Annotated in this window: 18 protein-coding genes and 1 riboswitch; of the genes, 8 read left to right on the top strand and 10 right to left on the bottom strand. The window is 26.8% G+C overall.

What is annotated here, in order from left to right; all coding sequences use genetic code 11:
• Positions 1 to 113: 113 nt before the first annotated feature.
• Positions 114 to 286: riboswitch (Lysine riboswitch) on the top strand.
• A 174-nt stretch (positions 287 to 460) separates the two neighbouring features.
• The 4 genes from ACUN06_RS06300 (at position 461) to ACUN06_RS06285 (ending at position 3,441) form a co-directional block, all read left to right on the top strand.
• Complete coding sequence (locus tag ACUN06_RS06300) at positions 461 to 1,456, top strand: aspartate-semialdehyde dehydrogenase (RefSeq protein ID WP_291732831.1); 996 nt, start codon at positions 461 to 463, stop codon at positions 1,454 to 1,456.
• A 10-nt stretch (positions 1,457 to 1,466) separates the two neighbouring features.
• Positions 1,467 to 2,345, top strand: coding sequence for a 4-hydroxy-tetrahydrodipicolinate synthase (dapA, locus tag ACUN06_RS06295; protein WP_294367204.1), 879 nt, complete (start codon positions 1,467 to 1,469; stop codon positions 2,343 to 2,345).
• Between the two features lie 14 nt (positions 2,346 to 2,359).
• Complete coding sequence (gene dapB, locus ACUN06_RS06290; protein WP_294367202.1) at positions 2,360 to 3,112, top strand: 4-hydroxy-tetrahydrodipicolinate reductase; 753 nt, start codon at positions 2,360 to 2,362, stop codon at positions 3,110 to 3,112.
• A 164-nt stretch (positions 3,113 to 3,276) separates the two neighbouring features.
• Entirely contained in the window at positions 3,277 to 3,441 is a 165-nt protein-coding gene (locus ACUN06_RS06285) for a hypothetical protein (RefSeq protein ID WP_449390227.1), read from the top strand.
• 30 nt (positions 3,442 to 3,471) lie between these two features.
• On the opposite strand, the gene ACUN06_RS06280 is transcribed toward ACUN06_RS06285, so the two are convergent.
• The 6 genes from ACUN06_RS06280 to ACUN06_RS06255 all read right to left on the bottom strand — a co-directional run bounded on the left by ACUN06_RS06280 (position 3,472) and on the right by ACUN06_RS06255 (position 10,813).
• Complete coding sequence (locus ACUN06_RS06280; RefSeq protein WP_449390226.1) at positions 3,472 to 5,127, bottom strand: peptide ABC transporter substrate-binding protein; 1,656 nt, start codon at positions 5,125 to 5,127, stop codon at positions 3,472 to 3,474.
• A gap of 176 nt (positions 5,128 to 5,303) precedes the next feature.
• Positions 5,304 to 6,284 carry an ABC transporter ATP-binding protein gene (locus tag ACUN06_RS06275; RefSeq protein WP_294397137.1) on the bottom strand — a complete coding sequence of 327 codons (981 nt, stop codon included), beginning with the start codon at positions 6,282 to 6,284 and terminating at the stop codon, positions 5,304 to 5,306.
• Positions 6,284 to 7,291, bottom strand: coding sequence for an ABC transporter ATP-binding protein (locus ACUN06_RS06270; RefSeq protein WP_291732841.1), 1,008 nt, complete (start codon positions 7,289 to 7,291; stop codon positions 6,284 to 6,286). Before ACUN06_RS06270 ends, ACUN06_RS06275 begins: the two co-directional genes overlap by 1 nt.
• A gap of 12 nt (positions 7,292 to 7,303) precedes the next feature.
• Entirely contained in the window at positions 7,304 to 8,272 is a 969-nt protein-coding gene (locus ACUN06_RS06265; RefSeq protein ID WP_291732843.1) for an ABC transporter permease, read from the bottom strand.
• 14 nt (positions 8,273 to 8,286) lie between these two features.
• Positions 8,287 to 9,204: an ABC transporter permease gene (locus ACUN06_RS06260; protein WP_291732845.1), complete on the bottom strand. Its 918-nt coding sequence runs from the start codon at positions 9,202 to 9,204 to the stop codon at positions 8,287 to 8,289.
• 469 nt (positions 9,205 to 9,673) lie between these two features.
• Entirely contained in the window at positions 9,674 to 10,813 is a 1,140-nt protein-coding gene (locus ACUN06_RS06255; RefSeq protein ID WP_291732846.1) for a pyridoxal phosphate-dependent aminotransferase, read from the bottom strand.
• Positions 10,814 to 10,993: 180 nt separating this feature from the next.
• On the opposite strand from ACUN06_RS06255, the gene dapD reads away from it, so the two are divergent.
• Positions 10,994 to 11,704: a 2,3,4,5-tetrahydropyridine-2,6-dicarboxylate N-acetyltransferase gene (gene dapD / locus ACUN06_RS06250; protein WP_291732847.1), complete on the top strand. Its 711-nt coding sequence runs from the start codon at positions 10,994 to 10,996 to the stop codon at positions 11,702 to 11,704.
• 25 nt (positions 11,705 to 11,729) lie between these two features.
• Here the strand turns inward: dapD and ACUN06_RS06245 are convergent, their stop codons facing one another.
• The gene (locus ACUN06_RS06245; protein ID WP_291732848.1) at positions 11,730 to 12,398 is read right to left on the bottom strand and encodes a single-stranded DNA-binding protein; all 669 of its coding nucleotides are present in this window, start codon (positions 12,396 to 12,398) and stop codon (positions 11,730 to 11,732) included.
• A 289-nt stretch (positions 12,399 to 12,687) separates the two neighbouring features.
• Here ACUN06_RS06245 and ACUN06_RS06240 point away from each other — a divergent pair, with 289 nt between their 5' ends.
• Positions 12,688 to 13,452: a polysaccharide deacetylase family protein gene (locus ACUN06_RS06240; protein WP_449390225.1), complete on the top strand. Its 765-nt coding sequence runs from the start codon at positions 12,688 to 12,690 to the stop codon at positions 13,450 to 13,452.
• Between the two features lie 170 nt (positions 13,453 to 13,622).
• Positions 13,623 to 14,156 carry a DUF4364 family protein gene (locus tag ACUN06_RS06235; protein WP_291732852.1) on the top strand — a complete coding sequence of 178 codons (534 nt, stop codon included), beginning with the start codon at positions 13,623 to 13,625 and terminating at the stop codon, positions 14,154 to 14,156.
• Here the strand turns inward: ACUN06_RS06235 and ACUN06_RS06230 are convergent.
• Positions 14,153 to 15,028, bottom strand: coding sequence for a YncE family protein (locus ACUN06_RS06230; protein WP_291732854.1), 876 nt, complete (start codon positions 15,026 to 15,028; stop codon positions 14,153 to 14,155). The genes ACUN06_RS06235 and ACUN06_RS06230 overlap by 4 nt on opposite strands.
• Positions 15,029 to 15,179: 151 nt before the next feature.
• On the opposite strand from ACUN06_RS06230, the gene ACUN06_RS06225 reads away from it, so the two are divergent.
• Positions 15,180 to 15,431, top strand: a complete 252-nt coding sequence (locus tag ACUN06_RS06225) for a TIGR03905 family TSCPD domain-containing protein (protein WP_291732855.1) — start codon at positions 15,180 to 15,182, stop codon at positions 15,429 to 15,431.
• 45 nt (positions 15,432 to 15,476) lie between these two features.
• On the opposite strand, the gene deoD is transcribed toward ACUN06_RS06225, so the two are convergent.
• Complete coding sequence (deoD, locus tag ACUN06_RS06220; RefSeq protein WP_291732857.1) at positions 15,477 to 16,187, bottom strand: purine-nucleoside phosphorylase; 711 nt, start codon at positions 16,185 to 16,187, stop codon at positions 15,477 to 15,479.
• Positions 16,188 to 16,416: 229 nt separating this feature from the next.
• Complete coding sequence (locus ACUN06_RS06215; RefSeq protein ID WP_449390224.1) at positions 16,417 to 17,712, bottom strand: bifunctional folylpolyglutamate synthase/dihydrofolate synthase; 1,296 nt, start codon at positions 17,710 to 17,712, stop codon at positions 16,417 to 16,419.
• Positions 17,713 to 17,895 lie beyond the last annotated feature (183 nt).

Genomic DNA, 17,895 nt, shown 5'->3' with positions numbered 1-17,895 from the left:
CTTGTTCTATTCATAAAATAAAATTAAGCATAAAAATCAAGCATATCATTAATTAGTAAATATTCCTTGAAACTTTCCTATATAAAAGGTATAATCTATGTAATATAAGTTTATAAATAGATAGAGGTGCGGTACTTAAAAGTATTATTATGGATTTAAGCATGTTAAAATAATAAGAAAGGATTTATCGCCGAAGTATATAGCCTAAGCTTTACAGCTATATAACTGGGGGTATGTATAATATGCATATTTCTGTCACATTTTTATGTGGTGAGCTATCATTTAAGGATTTTATGTATTAATATATACAATATACCTTGAGTGATACTCAAGGTTTTTTTAATAAAAGTTTATTGAATAAATTTACACATATTAAAACTTAAATTTGGACAGAAAATTTTCTATTATTGAATTTATATATACTTTATAAGAAATTAAGAATAAAAAAGGGGGAACCAAAATGTACAATGTTGCAATAGTTGGTAGTACTGGTAATGTAGGTAGAAAATTTCTAGAAATATTAGAAGAAAGAAATTTTCCAATTAAAAACTTATATCTTTTTGCTTCTCAAAGATCTGCTGGATCATATTTAGAATTTAAAGGTCAAAAATATCTAGTTGAAAATACTTGTGAAGAAAATATTAAAAATAAAAAAATAGATATTGCTTTATTTTCAGCAGGTGGAGATATAAGCTTAAAGTTTGCTCCTATTTTTTCAGCTTATGGATCAGTTGTTATAGATAATTCAAGTGCTTGGAGAATGGATAAAACTGTTCCTTTAGTGGTTCCTGAAGTAAATCCTGAGGATTTAAAAAATCATAATGGAATTATTGCTAATCCAAATTGTTCTACTATTCAAGCAATGGTGCCATTAAAAGCTTTAGCAGATAAGTATGGAATAAAAAGAATTATTTATTCAACTTACCAAGCTGTTTCAGGTGCTGGAATGCAAGGTATTGCAGATTTAGAAGATGGCCTAAAAGGAATTGCTCCAAAAAAATTTCCTTATCCAATAGCAGGTAACTGTCTTCCTCACATAGACGTATTTTTAGATAATGGATATACTAAGGAAGAAGAAAAAATGATTAATGAAACAAGAAAAATTTTACATGATGAAAATTTAAGAATAACTGCTACAACTGTAAGAGTACCTGTTTTAAATAGTCATAGTGAAAGTATAAATGTTGAATTAAACAATCCATTTGAATTAAAAGATATATTTACACTTTTTGAAAATACACCTGGCTTAACATTATATGATAATGTTAATGAATTAAAATATCCAACCCCATTAGAAATTTCTGGTAAAGATGATGTTTATATTGGAAGAATAAGACGTGATTTTAGTGTAGAAAATGGTCTAAATTTATGGGTTGTTGCTGATAACATAAGAAAAGGAGCAGCATTAAACGCTGTACAAATTGCCGAAGTATTAATTAATAATAACTGGCTTTAGGAGGAATATAATGTCAATTTTTAAAGGCTCTGGTGTAGCTATAATTACACCATTTAATGAAAATGGTATAGATTTTGAAAAGTTCAAATATTTGATTGAATGGCATATAAAGGAATCTACTGATGCTATCATCGTTTGTGGTACAACTGGTGAAGCTACTACAATGACAGAACAAGAAAAAAAGGAAGCTATTAAATTTACAGTTGATACTGTAAATAAAAGAATTCCTGTTATTGCTGGTACTGGTGGGAATAATACCAAAACTTCTATAGAAATGAGTCTTTATGCAGAAAGTGTTGGTGTTGATGGTTTACTAGTTATTACACCTTACTATAATAAAACAAATTCTGAAGGGTTATTTATGCATTTTAAAGCAATTAATGATGCTGTAAAAACACCAATAATATTATATAATGTACCAAGTAGAACAAATATGAATATAACTCCGACTACATTATTAAGATTAACACAACTTAATAATGTAGTAGCTATTAAAGAAGCAAGTGGTGATTTAAGTCAAGTTGCTAAGATGAAAGCTTTATGTGGAGATAAAATAGATATTTATTCTGGAAATGATGATCAAATAGTTCCAATAATGTCTCTGGGGGGGATTGGAGTAATATCTGTTGCTGCAAATATCATTCCAAAAACTATGCATGAGATGTGTCAATTTTATTTAGATGGTAATTGTTCCGATGCAACTACTTTACAATTAAAGTATTTAAATTTAATAAATGATTTATTCATTGAAACAAATCCTATTCCAGTAAAAACAGCAATGAATATAATGGGAATGAATGTTGGAAAACTAAGATTACCACTTTATAAAATGGATACTAAAAATGAAGAAACTTTAGTTAATACACTAAAAAAATATAATTTAGTATAAAGGGAGTTTATTTTATGGTTAAAATACTATTAAGCGGTTGTTGTGGAAAAATGGGTACTGTTATATCTAATTTGGTAAATGAATTTCCAAATTTAGAAATAATTGGAGGTATAGATAAATTTCCACAAGAATTAAGTTATCCTATATTTAAAACACCTGAAGAGGTTAATATAAAATATGATGTACTTTTAGATTTTTCTAATGTAAGTACATTACATGGTTTATTAAAATTAACAGAAAAAACAAAAAAACCTTTAGTAATTTGTTCAACTGGATATAATCAAGCAGATTTAGATTTAATAAATGAAAAAAGTAAAACTTTACCTTTATTTAAATCTGCTAATATGTCTTTAGGAATTAATTTAATTAATTCTTTATTAAGAAAAGTAACTCCTTTATTATATGGAAATTACGATATTGAAATTATAGAAAAACATCATAACCAAAAATTAGATTCACCTAGTGGTACAGCTTTACTTTTAGCTGATACAATCAAGGATTCAATAAGTGAAGAAACTCATTATGTTCATGGTAGAGATGGTCATAAAAAAAGAGAAAAAAATGAAATTGGAATTCACGCTGTAAGAGGTGGTTCTATTGTTGGAGATCATGATGTAATATTTGCTGGTACAGGTGAAGTTATTGAATTATCTCATAAAGCTATTTCAAGAGATGTTTTTGCAATAGGTGCATTAAAAGCATGTGAATATATGGGGACTATAAATAAACCTGGATTATACAATATGGATGATGTTTTAGGTCTATAGAAAATTATATTAAGATAAATTTGTAAAATGAGGATTCTGATTTGAATCCTCATTTTATTATTAATGATTTTTATACTGCTAAAATTTAGATATATAATATATCTTTATTATGCACATACTATGTTTGTAAATTATTTATTAAAATATAGGAGGAATATTTTATTATGCCAAAGGATAGCCAACCTGATAATAAAACTTCACGAATGGAAAAATGTAATTATCAAACACCTTTAACTGAAGAAGGTCATAATCATAACCCTAACTTAAAACATAAATCGGTTAAAAGAGAAGGAGTATCTAGTCAGCATTATAATCCTGATGGAAACTAAAAAAGAGAGCCAAATTGACTCTCTTTAATATTATTCCTTATAGGCATATTTAAATGATATTTTACCTAATGTAGAAATATTAACTCCCTTTACATTATCATTCCAAGCCATTACTGTAGTATAATAGTAAATTGGTAATACTGGCATTTCATCCATTAAAATATCTTCTGCTTGTCTTAACATTTCAAGTCTCTTAGCAGAATCTGTTTCAATTTTAGCAGCAGCAATTAATTCATCATATTTAGCATTACTAAATCCACAGTCATTATTTCCACCATTAGTTACCCATAAATCTAAAAATGTCATTGGATCTACATAATCTCCAATCCAACCATGTCTAGCAATTTGATAATCACCTTGTTGTCTGCTATTTAAGAATACAGCCCATTCTTGGTTAGTTAATTCAACATTAATACCAATTTTTTCCCAATTTTGTTGGATAATTTGACAAATATCTTTATGGGGACCTTCAGAGTTATACATTAACTCAATTGTTGGAATCCCTTGTCCATTTTCGTATCCAGCTTCTTTTAATAATTCTTTAGCTTTTTCTTTATTACCTTCCATATCTGATGGATCATAATATTCTTTTGAAGCAAATTCATTGCCATTTTCATCAATAATACCTTTTGGAACAAAACTGTATGCAGGAACTTGTTCTGCCTTACCAACATTATCAATTATTTCTTGTCTGTCAATAGCAAGATTTAATGCTTGTCTAACTAACTTATTACTTAATGCTTTCTTAACATCTTCATTTAATGTATCTTGTTTTCCAACATTGATTGCAAAGTAATATGTTCCTAATTTAGGATTAACATGAACTAATCCTTCTTCTATACCTGGCTCAATTTCATTTGTTGGTACAGAATTAACTATATCAAAGTTTCCTGCTTTTAATTCTGAATATGCAGTAGTCTCATCTGAAACTAATTTAAAAGTTAAAGTATCTAATTTAACGCTATCCTTATCCCAGTAGTTTTCATTTTTTTCGAAAACTAATTGATCTTTCATATCCCATTTAACTAATTTGAATGCACCATTAGAAATATAAGTTTCTGGCTTAGTAGCCCATCCTTCTGGATTAGCAGATACTATATCTTCTCTTAAAGGAACATAAGTTGTAAATGCACATAATTGTAAGAAATATGATGTTGGAGTTTCTAAAGTTACTTCTAATGTATAATCATCAAGTACTTTAATTCCAACTTCTTCAGCTGAAGCTTCACCATTATAGAACTTTTCTGCATTTTTAATGTAAAATAACTGATAAGCATATTCAGCTGCAGTTTCTTTATTTAATGCTCTTAACCAAGAATACTTAAAGTTATCAGCTACTACAGATTCTCCATCAGACCATTTACCATCTTGTCTTAATTTGAAAGTATAAACTAATCCATCTTCTGAAACTTCATAGCTTTCAGCCGCACCTTCTACTGGCTGGTCATTTTCATTAAGTACCATTAAACCTTCAAAGGCATTTAAAATCATTGTTCCTGCGCCTGAAGAATTGTTTAATGTTGGATCCATAGTTTCTGGATCCTCCCCTAAATTAAATACTAGTTGTTGATTAGAAGAACTACTTCCACCCTTAGCAGAGCTATCACCACAGCCAATAAATAGAGAAGTAGATAATGTTGCAGCTAAAACAACTGCACATAACTTCTTTAACTTTGAACTTTTCATTTCAATTTTCCCCCTTGTTTTTTTATTTATATAAATTGCTTAATGCAATTGATAACTTAACTTCTAAATCTTAATTAAAATAACAAATTTTTAAAGATTTATGTTTTTATATTTTTTTAAAATAAGTAACTAAAACATATTACTTAACCTGACTATTATTAGTCAGATTAAGTTAACTATTTATATAAGTGACATGCAACAAAATGTCCTGTCTCTACTTCCTTAAGCTCTGGATTTACTTCTGAACATATTTTCATTGCCTCTTTACATCTACCTTTAAATCTACATCCTGGTGGAGGGTCTATTGGTGATGGTATATCTCCTTCAAGAACTATTCTCTTATTAGCTTTAGCAACCTTTGGATCTGGTATAGGAACTGCTGATAAAAGTGCCTTAGTATATGGATGTTTTGGTTTCATATACACATCATCTGCTGGTCCCTTTTCTACCATTTGTCCTAAATACATAACCCCTATATGAGTTGATATATGTTTAACCATTGAAAGGTCATGTGCAATAAATAAATATGTTAATCCAAATTCTTCTTGTAATTCTTCAAGCATATTTATTACTTGTGCTTGAATAGAAACATCTAGTGCAGAAATTGGTTCATCACATACTATAAAATCTGGTTGAACAGCTAATGCTCTTGCTATACCTATTCTTTGTCTTTGTCCACCTGAAAATTCATGTGCATATCTATTAATATGGCTTCCATTTAATCCAACTTTATTTAATAAATATCTAATTCTTTCTTCTCTTTCCTTACCTTTAAAAAGTCCATGAATATCTATTGCTTCTCCAATGATGTCCCCCACTGTCATTCTAGGATTTAATGATGCATATGGATCTTGGAAAATCATTTGCATATTTTTTCTTAAAGATACCATCTGCTTTTCACTTAATTTTGTTATATCTTGTCCATTAAAAATTATTTGACCTGAAGTTGGTTCATATAATTTTAATATAGTTCTTCCTGTAGTAGTTTTACCACATCCTGATTCTCCTACTAATCCTAAAGTTTCCCCTTTTTTTATTGAAAAAGAAACATTATCTACTGCTTTAACAAAGCTCTTTTTTGAAAATAATCCTTTGTTTGCAGGGAAGTATTTACAAAGGTTTTTAACCTCTAAAATAACGTCATTTTTATTTTCCATTACTCTTCCCTCCCTATTGGTGATTCAACCTTTGGTGCATTTTTATGACATAGCCAACAAGCTGCTCTATGCCCATTACTTATTTCAAATAAAGGTGGTTGTTTTTCCTTACAAATTTTCATAGCATAATCACATCTTGCTGTAAATGGACATCCAATAGGTGGTTTTAATAAATCTGGTGGTTGTCCTTCAATTGGAACTAATTTTTCTTTTAATTCACTCTTTGGATTAGGAACACTTCTTAAAAGTCCCCATGTATAAGGATGCCTTCCTCTATAAAATATATCTTCTGTAGTTCCTTCTTCAACAATTAACCCACCATACATAACATTAATTCTTGAACAAAGGTCAGCAACTACCCCTAAATCATGAGTTATTAATATTATTGACGTATCTAATTTACTTTTTAAGTCCTTCATCAAATCTAATATTTGTGCTTGAATAGTTACATCAAGTGCTGTTGTTGGTTCATCTGCAATTATAAGCTTAGGTTCACATATTAAGCTCATTGCAATCATAACTCTTTGTCTCATACCTCCTGAAAATTCATGAGGATATTGTTTTAATCTCTTTTCCGGGCTAGGTATTCCAACCATATCAAGCATTTTAATTGCTTTTTCATTTGCTTCCTTTTTAGATATCTTTTTATGTTTTATTAAATGCTCTGTTAATTGATCTCCTACAGTAAATAATGGATTTAATGATGTCATTGGATCTTGGAAAATCATTGACATATCATTTCCTCTTATAGTTTGCATTAATTTTTCTGTAGGTTTAGTTATATCCTTATCATCAAATATAATTTTTTCAACATTAATTTTTGCATTTTCACCTAAAAGTCTCATTATAGTCATCATTGTTACAGATTTACCGCATCCTGATTCACCAACAACCCCAAGAGCTTCTCCTTTTTCTAAATGAAAAGATACTCCTCTTACAGATTGTACATCTCCAATATGAGTCTTAAATGATGTTTTTAAATCTTTAACTTCTAATAATTTACTCATATATTTCTCCTCCTATTTTTGATGCTTTGGATCTAAAGCTTCAGTTAATCCATCACCAAATAAGTTAAATGCTAAAATGATTAAACAAATCATTGCAGCTGGGAATAATAATTGGTAAGGCTGTGTCGGTAATAAACCTTTAGCATCATTTGCTAATGTTCCTAACGATGCTAATGGTGCATTTAAGCCTAAACCAATATAACTTAAGAATGCTTCAGTAAATATAGCAGAAGGAACAAATAAAGTCATCGTTACTATAATTGAGCCTAAGCAGTTAGGAATTAAATGCCTTAATAAAATCCTTGTTTTTGATGCACCTAATGTTTTAGCAGCTAAAACGAATTCTTGTTGTTTTAATTGAAGTATATCCCCTCTAACTATTCTAGCCATACCAACCCAAGAAGAAATTGCCATTGCAACTATAATAGCAAACATTCCACTTGAACCTTCCTTTTTTAATACACTCATTAATAAAACTACATATATTAATGTAGGAATTGAATATAAAATATCTACAATTCTCATCATTATATTATCAACTTTCCCACCTAAAAAACCTGCAATACCACCATATAAAACTCCAATTACAAGATTTAAAACTGATGCTGCAAAAGCAATTATTAATGAATATCTTGCACCATACATAACTCTTACAAATAAATCTCTACCTAAGTTATCAGTACCAAACCAATGTTGAGCATTTGGCCATAAATTAGAAGCTGTTTTATCTGTTGACTTGTAAGTAAATCCATATAACTTTTCTATAAGGATTGGTCCAAATATTGCAAATAAAATAATTATAACAATCATAACTAATGAAAATAATGCTACTTTATTTTCATTTAATCTTCTCCACGCATTAGCCCAATAACCAACACTTGGTCTTATTACATCTTCAGATTTTTTTTCTTCCATACTTAAAGGAGAAAATAAACTGCTATTAATGTTTATATCTAGATTTTCTTCAATTAAGTTCTCCATTATTTCTCCTCCTTTTATGCTTCAAGTTTAATTCTTGGATCTACTAAAACGTATAGTAAATCAACAACTAAATTACAAATTACTATAAATGTACAATAAAAAGCTAAAACACCTAATAAAGCTGTATAGTCTCTATTTGTTATTGTTAATGTAAATTCATTACCTAATCCTGGAATAGCAAATATTTTTTCAACTACAAACGAACCAGTAAGTACACCTGCTGTTAATGGTCCTAAATATGTTACTACTGGAATTAATGAATTTCTTAATGCATGTTTAAATATTACTTTTCTACCACTTAGCCCTTTAGCTTTTGCAGTTCTAATATAATCTGATTTTAATACATCAATTAACTTATTTCTTGTTAATCTAGTTATAAAAGCCATAGAACTTCCTGATAATGCAATTACTGGCATTATGTAATTTTCTGGCTTGTTAATACCTGTAGCCCCTAATAATTTTAATTTTACTGTAAATATAAATATCAATAATGATCCAATAACAAAACTTGGTATTGTAATTCCTAAAGTAGCTATTATCATACATATTCTATCTGGCCATTTATTTGCATTTAATGCCGCAATAACACCAAGTAATATACCAACAACTACAGATGCTACTATTGCAATTGCCCCTATTTTAGCTGATTTTGGAAAACCATTTTCTATAGTATCAATAACTTCTCTACCTTTATATTTCATTGATTGTCCAAAATCACCTTTTAATAAACCTTTCATATAGATAATATATTGTTCACCTATAGGTTTATCTAATCCATATTTTTCATTTAATACCTGTTTCATTTCTGCAGTAATTTTTTCACCTTCAAAAGGTCCTCCTGGCATAATTCTTACAAGAAAGAACACAATTGTTATTACTGCCCAAATTGTAACTATACTAGTTAAAATTCTTTTTCCAATATACTTTAGCATTTGTGTACAACCCCCCATCCATTTTAAAAAAAGCTAAATATTAACAATTTATATTAATTATAGTATATTTATTCTTTTTGTCAAAATATATTGTTAATTTTTTTCTTTATAAATTACTATATTATTAAATATATATTCAATTTATTTGTAATATGGTAATATTCTCTTTATACTATAGTAAACGTTTTTATTTACTGTTTTAGACATTTTACACAATTTAATTTATAATTATAAGTTTTTTCTTTGGAAATTTATTTAATAAATTATTTTTTATTTAAATTCATATTTTTTAAAATTTAAACAGACATTTTTTAAATTTTATACTGTCTAGAGCGAACATATTTTGATTTATTTTTTTATTTCACTTGCTATATCTAATTTTCTTAAATTTTCTCAGCTTATTTCTTAATAATAAATATAGGATATTATATTTATTTTTTACTTATAAACATAATATCCTATATCTTTATTATTTATTTAAAGTTTTTATAAATCTTTCTATTCTTTTTAAACCTTCTTCTAATTCTTCATCAGAATAACAATAAGATAATCTTAAATATCCTTCTCCACCTTTACCAAATGCCGAACCTGGTACACATGCTACTTTTTCTTCCTTAAGAAGCCTTAATGCAAACTCTTCTGATTTCATATTAAATTGCTTTATTGATGGAAAAACATAAAATGCTCCCTTTGGTATAACAACTTCTAATCCTATTTCCTTTAGTCTATTAACTACAAACTCTTTTCTTTTACTAAAAACATTTTTCATGTATTCAACATCGTTTAATCCATTTTTCAATCCATTGTATACAGCCCATTGACAAATTGATGGTGCACATGAAACATTATACTGATGAACTTTTATTATTTCATTCATTAAGTCACTACAACATGCATAATAACCTATTCTTAATCCTGTCATAGAAAACATCTTTGAAAATCCACCAACATATATTATCTTTTGTTTTATATCATCACATTGTGCTACACTATAATATTTTTCATAGCATAATGCTTCATATATTTCATCTGTAATAACAATAATATCATTAGCTCTTATTATATTAATAAATTTTTCTTTTTCTTCTTTAGATAATATTGCACCTGTTGGATTACTTGGTAATGATAAAACTAAATATTTTATATTCATAGTTTTAATTTTATCTTCTATATCACTAACACTTATTTTAAATTCATCATCTAATGAATAATTAACAACTTTACCACCTAACATAGTAACAATACTTTCATATGCTGGATAGGCAGGTGTTGGAATTAAAACTTTATCATCTTTATTTATTAATGCAGTAAATATGTTGAATAATGCTTCACTTCCACCAACTGTTATACAAATTTCATTACTCTCATATGAAATATCCTTAGTTCTTAAATATTTGCTTATTTCATCTCTTAATTCAATTATCCCTGCATTACTTGTATATGTTGTTTTATTTTCATCAATTGCTTTAATTAAGCCCTCTTTAATAGCTTTTGGTAATTCAAAATCTGGTTGACCTAAAGTTAATGAAATAGCATTTTCAACTTTTTGTACTTCATTATAAAATTTTCTAATACCTGATATTTGAACATTTTTAATATTATCATTCATTAAGTATACCCCCTTAGCTCTAAAAACTCATTATTCTTTAAGTAATTTTATAGTAAATACTCTATTGAGTAAAGTTTTTTCTACTATTTTACTAATGTCTCTTTAAAATCCTCTGTGATTCTATTATAATTATATATGCTTAGGTAAAATTTTGGGGCATAATGCAGAAAGGATGATTTTATGAATTATAATTTAACTGATCCATATGAAATCGCAAGATTCATTAAAGATTCAAAAAAGACAACGCCTGTAAAAGTTTATGTTAATGGAGATTTAAGTGAAGCTTCACTTGAAAATATCGAATATTATGGAAGTGGTAATTTTTATATATTATTTGGTGAAACAGATGCAATTACTGAAATAATATTAGCAAATAAACACAAAATAAAAACTTTCAGAGTTGAAAATGATAGAAGAAATTCAGCTATTCCAATGTTAGATCTTTTATCAATTGATGCTAGAATTGAACCAGGTGCTATAATTAGAGATAGAGTTTCAATTGGTAAAAATGCAGTTATCATGATGGGTGCTGTAATTAATATAGGTGCTGAAATTGGTGAAGGAACAATGGTTGATATGAATGCAGTTATTGGAGCTAGAGGTCAACTTGGTAAGAGAGTTCATTTAGGTGCTGGTGCTGTTGTTGCTGGTGTTTTAGAACCACCAAGTAAAGAACCTTGTCAAATAGGTGATGATGCTTTAATAGGTGCTAATGCTGTTATTCTTGAAGGTGTTAAAATAGGTGCTGGTGCTGTTGTTGCTGCTGGCTCTGTTGTTACAGAAGATGTACCTGCTGGAGTTGTTGTTGCTGGTTCTCCTGCAAGAATTATTAAAAATGTAGATGATAAAACTAAAGATAAAACTCAAATCCTAGATGATTTAAGAAAGTAAAAAACTCCCTTTTGGGAGTTTTTTATTATACAGCACCTTCAGTATGATTTGTATTATCCTTATTTTTAGCTTCTTCATCAGAAACCTTTTCCATTTTAGAAATTGAAACTTCATAAGCCACTTTTTTAACAACTTCATTTTCACTTATCTTCTTTTGATATTCACGACTTTGAAGTCTTCCCCATACTCTTATATTATCTCCAACTTCTAAAGTCTGACAGAATCTTGAGTTTCTTCCCCATGCAATAGTTGGAATATAATCAGATTTATTATATGCTCTATTTACAGCTAATAACACATCTGCAATTTCTCTTCCAAATGGAGTTTTTCTATAAACTGGCTCCTTGCATATATATCCATCTAAGAATATTTCATTTGGATTTTTACTTTTTTCTATGCATGGTTCTATATTTCTAGCAAAAACTGTTAATATTAACTTGTTTGCGCCATCTACAAATTTATTATAAGATCTTAATTGACCTAAAACTACTATTTCTTTACCTATAGATAAATCCATGTTACTTATAAGTCTTTCAGATACTGTAATATTTAATAAATCTACAGAATCACTTAATCTTGTTACCTCCAATAGGAAAGTATAAAAACCTTCCCCATACATCTCATGACTAAATTCCATACCGCTTACAACTTTTCCTTCAAGATAAATCTTGTTATTTAACATCAAATTGTCCATCTTTACCCCTCTCTCCCTTAGTAATTAAATAAAATTCTTATTGCTGCACAATCATATCAAGGATTTATTTCCATTATAATACAAATCCATTATAACTTTCAATATTTTTATAATAAATATTTTAAATTTTGTTTATCTTTTTCATTTATAAAATATTTTTACTTATAATACTTTTCTAATAAATAATAAATTTACCAAATCCAAATCTTTTGTATTTTAAAATTAATATATTTTTAAATTTATAAACATAATATATATATCTTATTTATTACTATAAGGAGTGTTTTTTATGAATTATTATAAAAAAATGTTTATTTCTTTTATAAGTATTTTTTTAGTAACAGTCATTTTTTATTTACATAATTTTAGCTTAATTTCTAAGCCAGTCACATATTTATTTAATAAAAAGCTTCCCATATATAGTGTTGATACAACAGAAAAAGAAATAGCACTTACATTTGATATTAATTGGGCTGAAAATGATTATTTAGAAGATATATTAAAAATATTAGATAAATATGATGTTAAAGCAACATTTTTCATAATTGGAAAATGGATAACTTATAATGAAAACAACACCAAAAATTTTATTGCTATAAAAAATGCTGGTCATGAAATAGGAAATCATAGCTATGTTCATCCAATGTTTAGTAAAATTTCTAATGAACAAATAGAAGAAGAGTTAAATAAAACAGAAAAAATATTTAATAATATTGCAGGAATTAATAGTAAAATATTTAGATTTCCTAGTGGTGATTTTAATGAATCATCATTAACTAAGGTAGAATCAATGGGCTATAATTGCATCCAATGGAACTTGGATTCTATAGACTACAAAGAAGCCGGAGCAGATATAGAATATAATAGAATTATAAAAAAAGTTAAACCCGGTGATATAATATTATTTCATAACAATGCTAAATACACACCAGGTAATCTTGATAAAATAATATTAAAATTATCTAATGATGGGTATAAATTTAAAACTATAAGTGAAATTATATATAAAAATGGTTCTATTGATGATAATGGTATTCAACATAAAAGTAATTAAAATAACAAAATTAAGCTGATTTTTCAAATTAACTACTTTAATATTTAAATATTTTTTATTAATATATATTTTCAAATTTAAATTTAAAAATATATTATTATAACTACAATATTCCATATCCTTAAATTTATGATATAATAATATAGACACTTTCATAATGGAGGTTAATTATGTACGAAAATTCAGCAGAATTAGCAGAGAATAAATTATTAGTATTATATGTTATACAGTCATTAAAACAACCTATTTCAAAAACTCAACTTACCGAAATTATATTAGAAAATAATTTTATTAACTATTTCACTTTACAACAGTATATTAGTGAATTAGAATCATCTGAATTTGTAGGATATGTTGAAAAAAATAATAAAAAATTAATTACAATCACAAAAAAAGGAGAAAATGTTTTATCTTTCTTTAATGAAAGAATTTCTCCAATAAAAAGAGATATAATAGATAATTATATCTCAAAAACAATTGATAACATAAAAAAAGAATTAACTATTCATAGTGATTACACAATTGAAAAAAATAATTCTTTTATTGTTGATTTAAAAGCCCTTGAAGATGAAATTTTACTTATAGATTTAAAAATTTCTGTTCCAACAAAAAAGCAAGCTTCAAATCTTTGTGCAAGATGGAAGGAAAATCCTTCAGATATTTATACTAAGATTGTTCAAGTGCTTTTTAATGAAGAAAATTAAAATAAGATCATAGCATTTGGTTCCGAATCAACTGCTATGATTTTTTCTATTTTATTTTTTTCTAATATAATTAATCGCCCTTTTAAATAATCTCCAATATATAGTTTGTTATCCTTTTTTAAAATACCTTTAGGCATTCCACCAATATATAGTGTTTTTTCTACACAATATTTTTCTTTATTAATTATGCTAATACTTCCTTCTGTAAAATTTGTAACATAAATATGATTTATATCTTCATATAAATCTATTGGTGATGTTCCAACTTCAATTCTTGCTACTCTTTTAAATGTATCTATTGAAAAAACATCTAAATATCCATTTTCATCACTTCCTAAATAACTTTCACATATATAAATAAACTTTTTATTATTAGATATCTTTACTTTGATTGGATATTCTGGAGTTGAGAGGGTCTTAACTATATGATAATCTTTTACACGTATTATATTAGTACAATTTTCTTCTAAATTTGATACAAATATTAAATTATTTTCATTGCAATAATCAATGCTATGAGGCCAACTTCCAGTTTTAATTTCCCACAATACTCTATTCTGTAATAAATCATACACAACTATAGAATTAGATTCTCCACAAATTGTATATATTTTATTATTAATTTGTACTAAATCATTAGGTTTAGGTCCTACACTAATATTTTTAATTTCCTGCATTGAACTTTTTAAAAAAATTGATATTGAATCATTATAATTATTAGCACTAATAATTTTATCTTCATAAACTCTTATACTATGAGGTCCAACTGGTGTTTCTGATAAGCTGAATAGTATTTTTTTTATTTCCAAAGACTTTAAATTTATTATTGAAAGTAAATCAGCACCTGTATTGCATAAAATTATAGAATTCAACAATACACCCCCTCTAAAACTTCTATGTATTTTAATATATGCAAATTTTATTTACTTGGCTACTACAGGAATTTTCATTGTTTTACTTTATTTTTATCAATTATCAATATATAATAAAACAGTAATTAATTTATACATTGGAGGGATTATTATGTTTACTTATAAGACATCTGGAGTATGTGCTACAGAAATAAATGTAGAAGTTAAAAATAATATTATTGAAAGTGTTGAATTCGTTAGAGGTTGTCCTGGAAACTTATTTGGAATTTCTCAATTAGTTAAAGGAATGAATATTGATGAAGCTATAGAAAAACTTAAAGGAATAGATTGTAGAGGAAAAGGAACTTCTTGTCCAGATCAATTATCTAAAGCTTTAATAGAATATAAAAATTCTAATCAATAATAAAAATGCGCCAAGTTTTTTTCTTGTCGCATTTTTATTATTGATTTATTTTATTAATTGAAGAGCAATTTCCATCATTTCTGTAAATGTAGTTTGTCTTTCTTCTGGAGAAGTTTCCTCTCCCTTAAAAATATGATCTGATATTGTTAATATTGATAATGCTTCAACATTATTTTTAGCTGCTAATGTATAAAGTTCTGCTGTTTCCATTTCTACAGCTAATACTCCATAGTCAGCCCATGTCTTTAATGAAAAATGATTTGTATCATCATAAAATAAATCACTTGATAATACATTTCCTACCTTTACATTAGCTCCCTTAGTTTTTGCCACATTATAAGCATTATATAGTAAATCAAAATTAGCAGTTGGTGCATAATCAAGACCATTAAATCTTCTTTTATTAATTCCAGAATTTGTAGATGCACTTTGAGCAAGAACTATATCTCTTACATTTACCTCTTCATTACAAGAACCTGCTGATCCTATTCTTATAAGCCTTTTAGCTCCATAAAACTTAATTAATTCATTAACATAAATTGAATGAGATGGTAATCCCATTCCTGTACCTTGTATAGATACTTTCTTTCCTTTATAAGTACCTGTATAACCATACATTCCTCTAACTTCATTATAACAAACAGCATCTTCTAAGAAATTTTCTGCTATAAATTTTGCTCTTAATGGATCTCCTGGTAATAATACTGTTTCTGCAATTGCACCTTCTGGCGCCATAATATGTAAATGTTTTGACATAAAATCTCCTCCTCTTTATTTGCTTTATTATTCATAATTATATTATATTTTATTCTAATAGTAAATGTTTATGTTTTTTACTTTATTTTTTGTTTTTATTTTATACTTATTTACGAGTATTTTATTTAAGTGTATAAATTGAAAATAAATCTTCTAAAAAGATATGTCCTTATGAATTTTCTATAAAAAAAAGCTACAAATCAATACTGTAGCTTTTTTTAAAATCACTTTATTGGGATATTTTTCTTATTATTTTTCTCATATCTCCTATCATATAAAGTGAACCACTTGCTAATATAAGATCTTTTTCAGAAGCATCATTTAATGCTTCTAAATATGCTTCCTCATATTTATCAAATGCCTTACAATTTTTATTAAATTTACTTACTTCATCTTTTAAACTCTCTGCTAATTCACCTCTTATTGAATTTGGCGTAACCGCATATACTTTTTTAGCCATAGGTGTTATTATCTTTATCATTTCTTCAACATCTTTATCTGCTAATATTCCTAAAATTAAATATAAATTTTCATATTTAAAATATTTTTTTATATTTCTACTTAATGTTTTTATTCCTTGTATATTATGTGCACCATCTATAACTACATATGGATTATTTGATAAGACTTCTAAACGCCCTTTCCAGCTAACATTTTTTATACTTTTTACTATATTAGCAATTGATATATCTATTATATTTTTATTATTTAAAACTTCAATAGCTTGCATTGCAACACTTAAATTAATTATTTGATGTTCTCCAAGTAAAGGTAATAATATATCAATTTCATTGTTATATTTTAATAATTGATACGGCTTATCTAAATTTACTATATTTTCAAACTTTAAATTTTCATTATTAGCAATATAAAGTTCTGAATCCATCTCAAAACACTTATTTTTAATAACCTTTAAAACCTCTTCTTGTTGAGGATATATTACTGTAGGAATTCCCTTTTTAATAATTCCAGCCTTTTCCCTAGCTATTTTCTCCAAGGTATTTCCTAAAAGATTAGTATGATCAAAACTTATAGAAGTTATTACTTGAATTATTGGTTTAATAACATTAGTAGAATCTAACGTTCCTCCTAAACCTACTTCTATAACTCCAAAATCTATATTTTCTTTCTTAAAGTATAAAAGCATTAAAACAGTAATTATTTCAAATTCTGTAGGGTGGTTATATCCGGCTTCTATTACTTTATCTACTGCTACTTTAATCTCATCCATTAAAATAGCTAAGCTCTCTTTTGGAATATTATTTCTATTAATTTGAATTCTTTCTTCAAACTCTTCTATAAATGGTGAAGTATACATTCCAACCTTGTATCCTTCCCCCATTAATATTTCTGTTATCATTGAAGTTGTAGAACCTTTTCCATTTGTTCCTGCAATATGTATAAGCTTTAAATCTCTTTCAGGATTGCCTAAGTGCTCTAGTAATTTATACGTTCTTTCTAATCCATAATTTGACCCAAAGTTACCAACTTCAGTTATATATTTCATTGCTTCTTCGTATTTCATAACTTACCTCATATTATTTTTTTAATTTATATTATTAAATATAAATTATATTTAATTAAAATGCAAAATTATCTAATACTTTAGCTAGTTTAATATTATATACACATATAGTTTTTTAAATTTATATAAAAATACCATCTAACAAAGCTTAAATTAGTTTTATTAGATGGTATTTTAACCTAT

This window comes from Clostridium sp. ETTB3, assembly GCF_053571985.1.
This window is presented reverse-complemented; position numbering and strand designations above follow the sequence as displayed.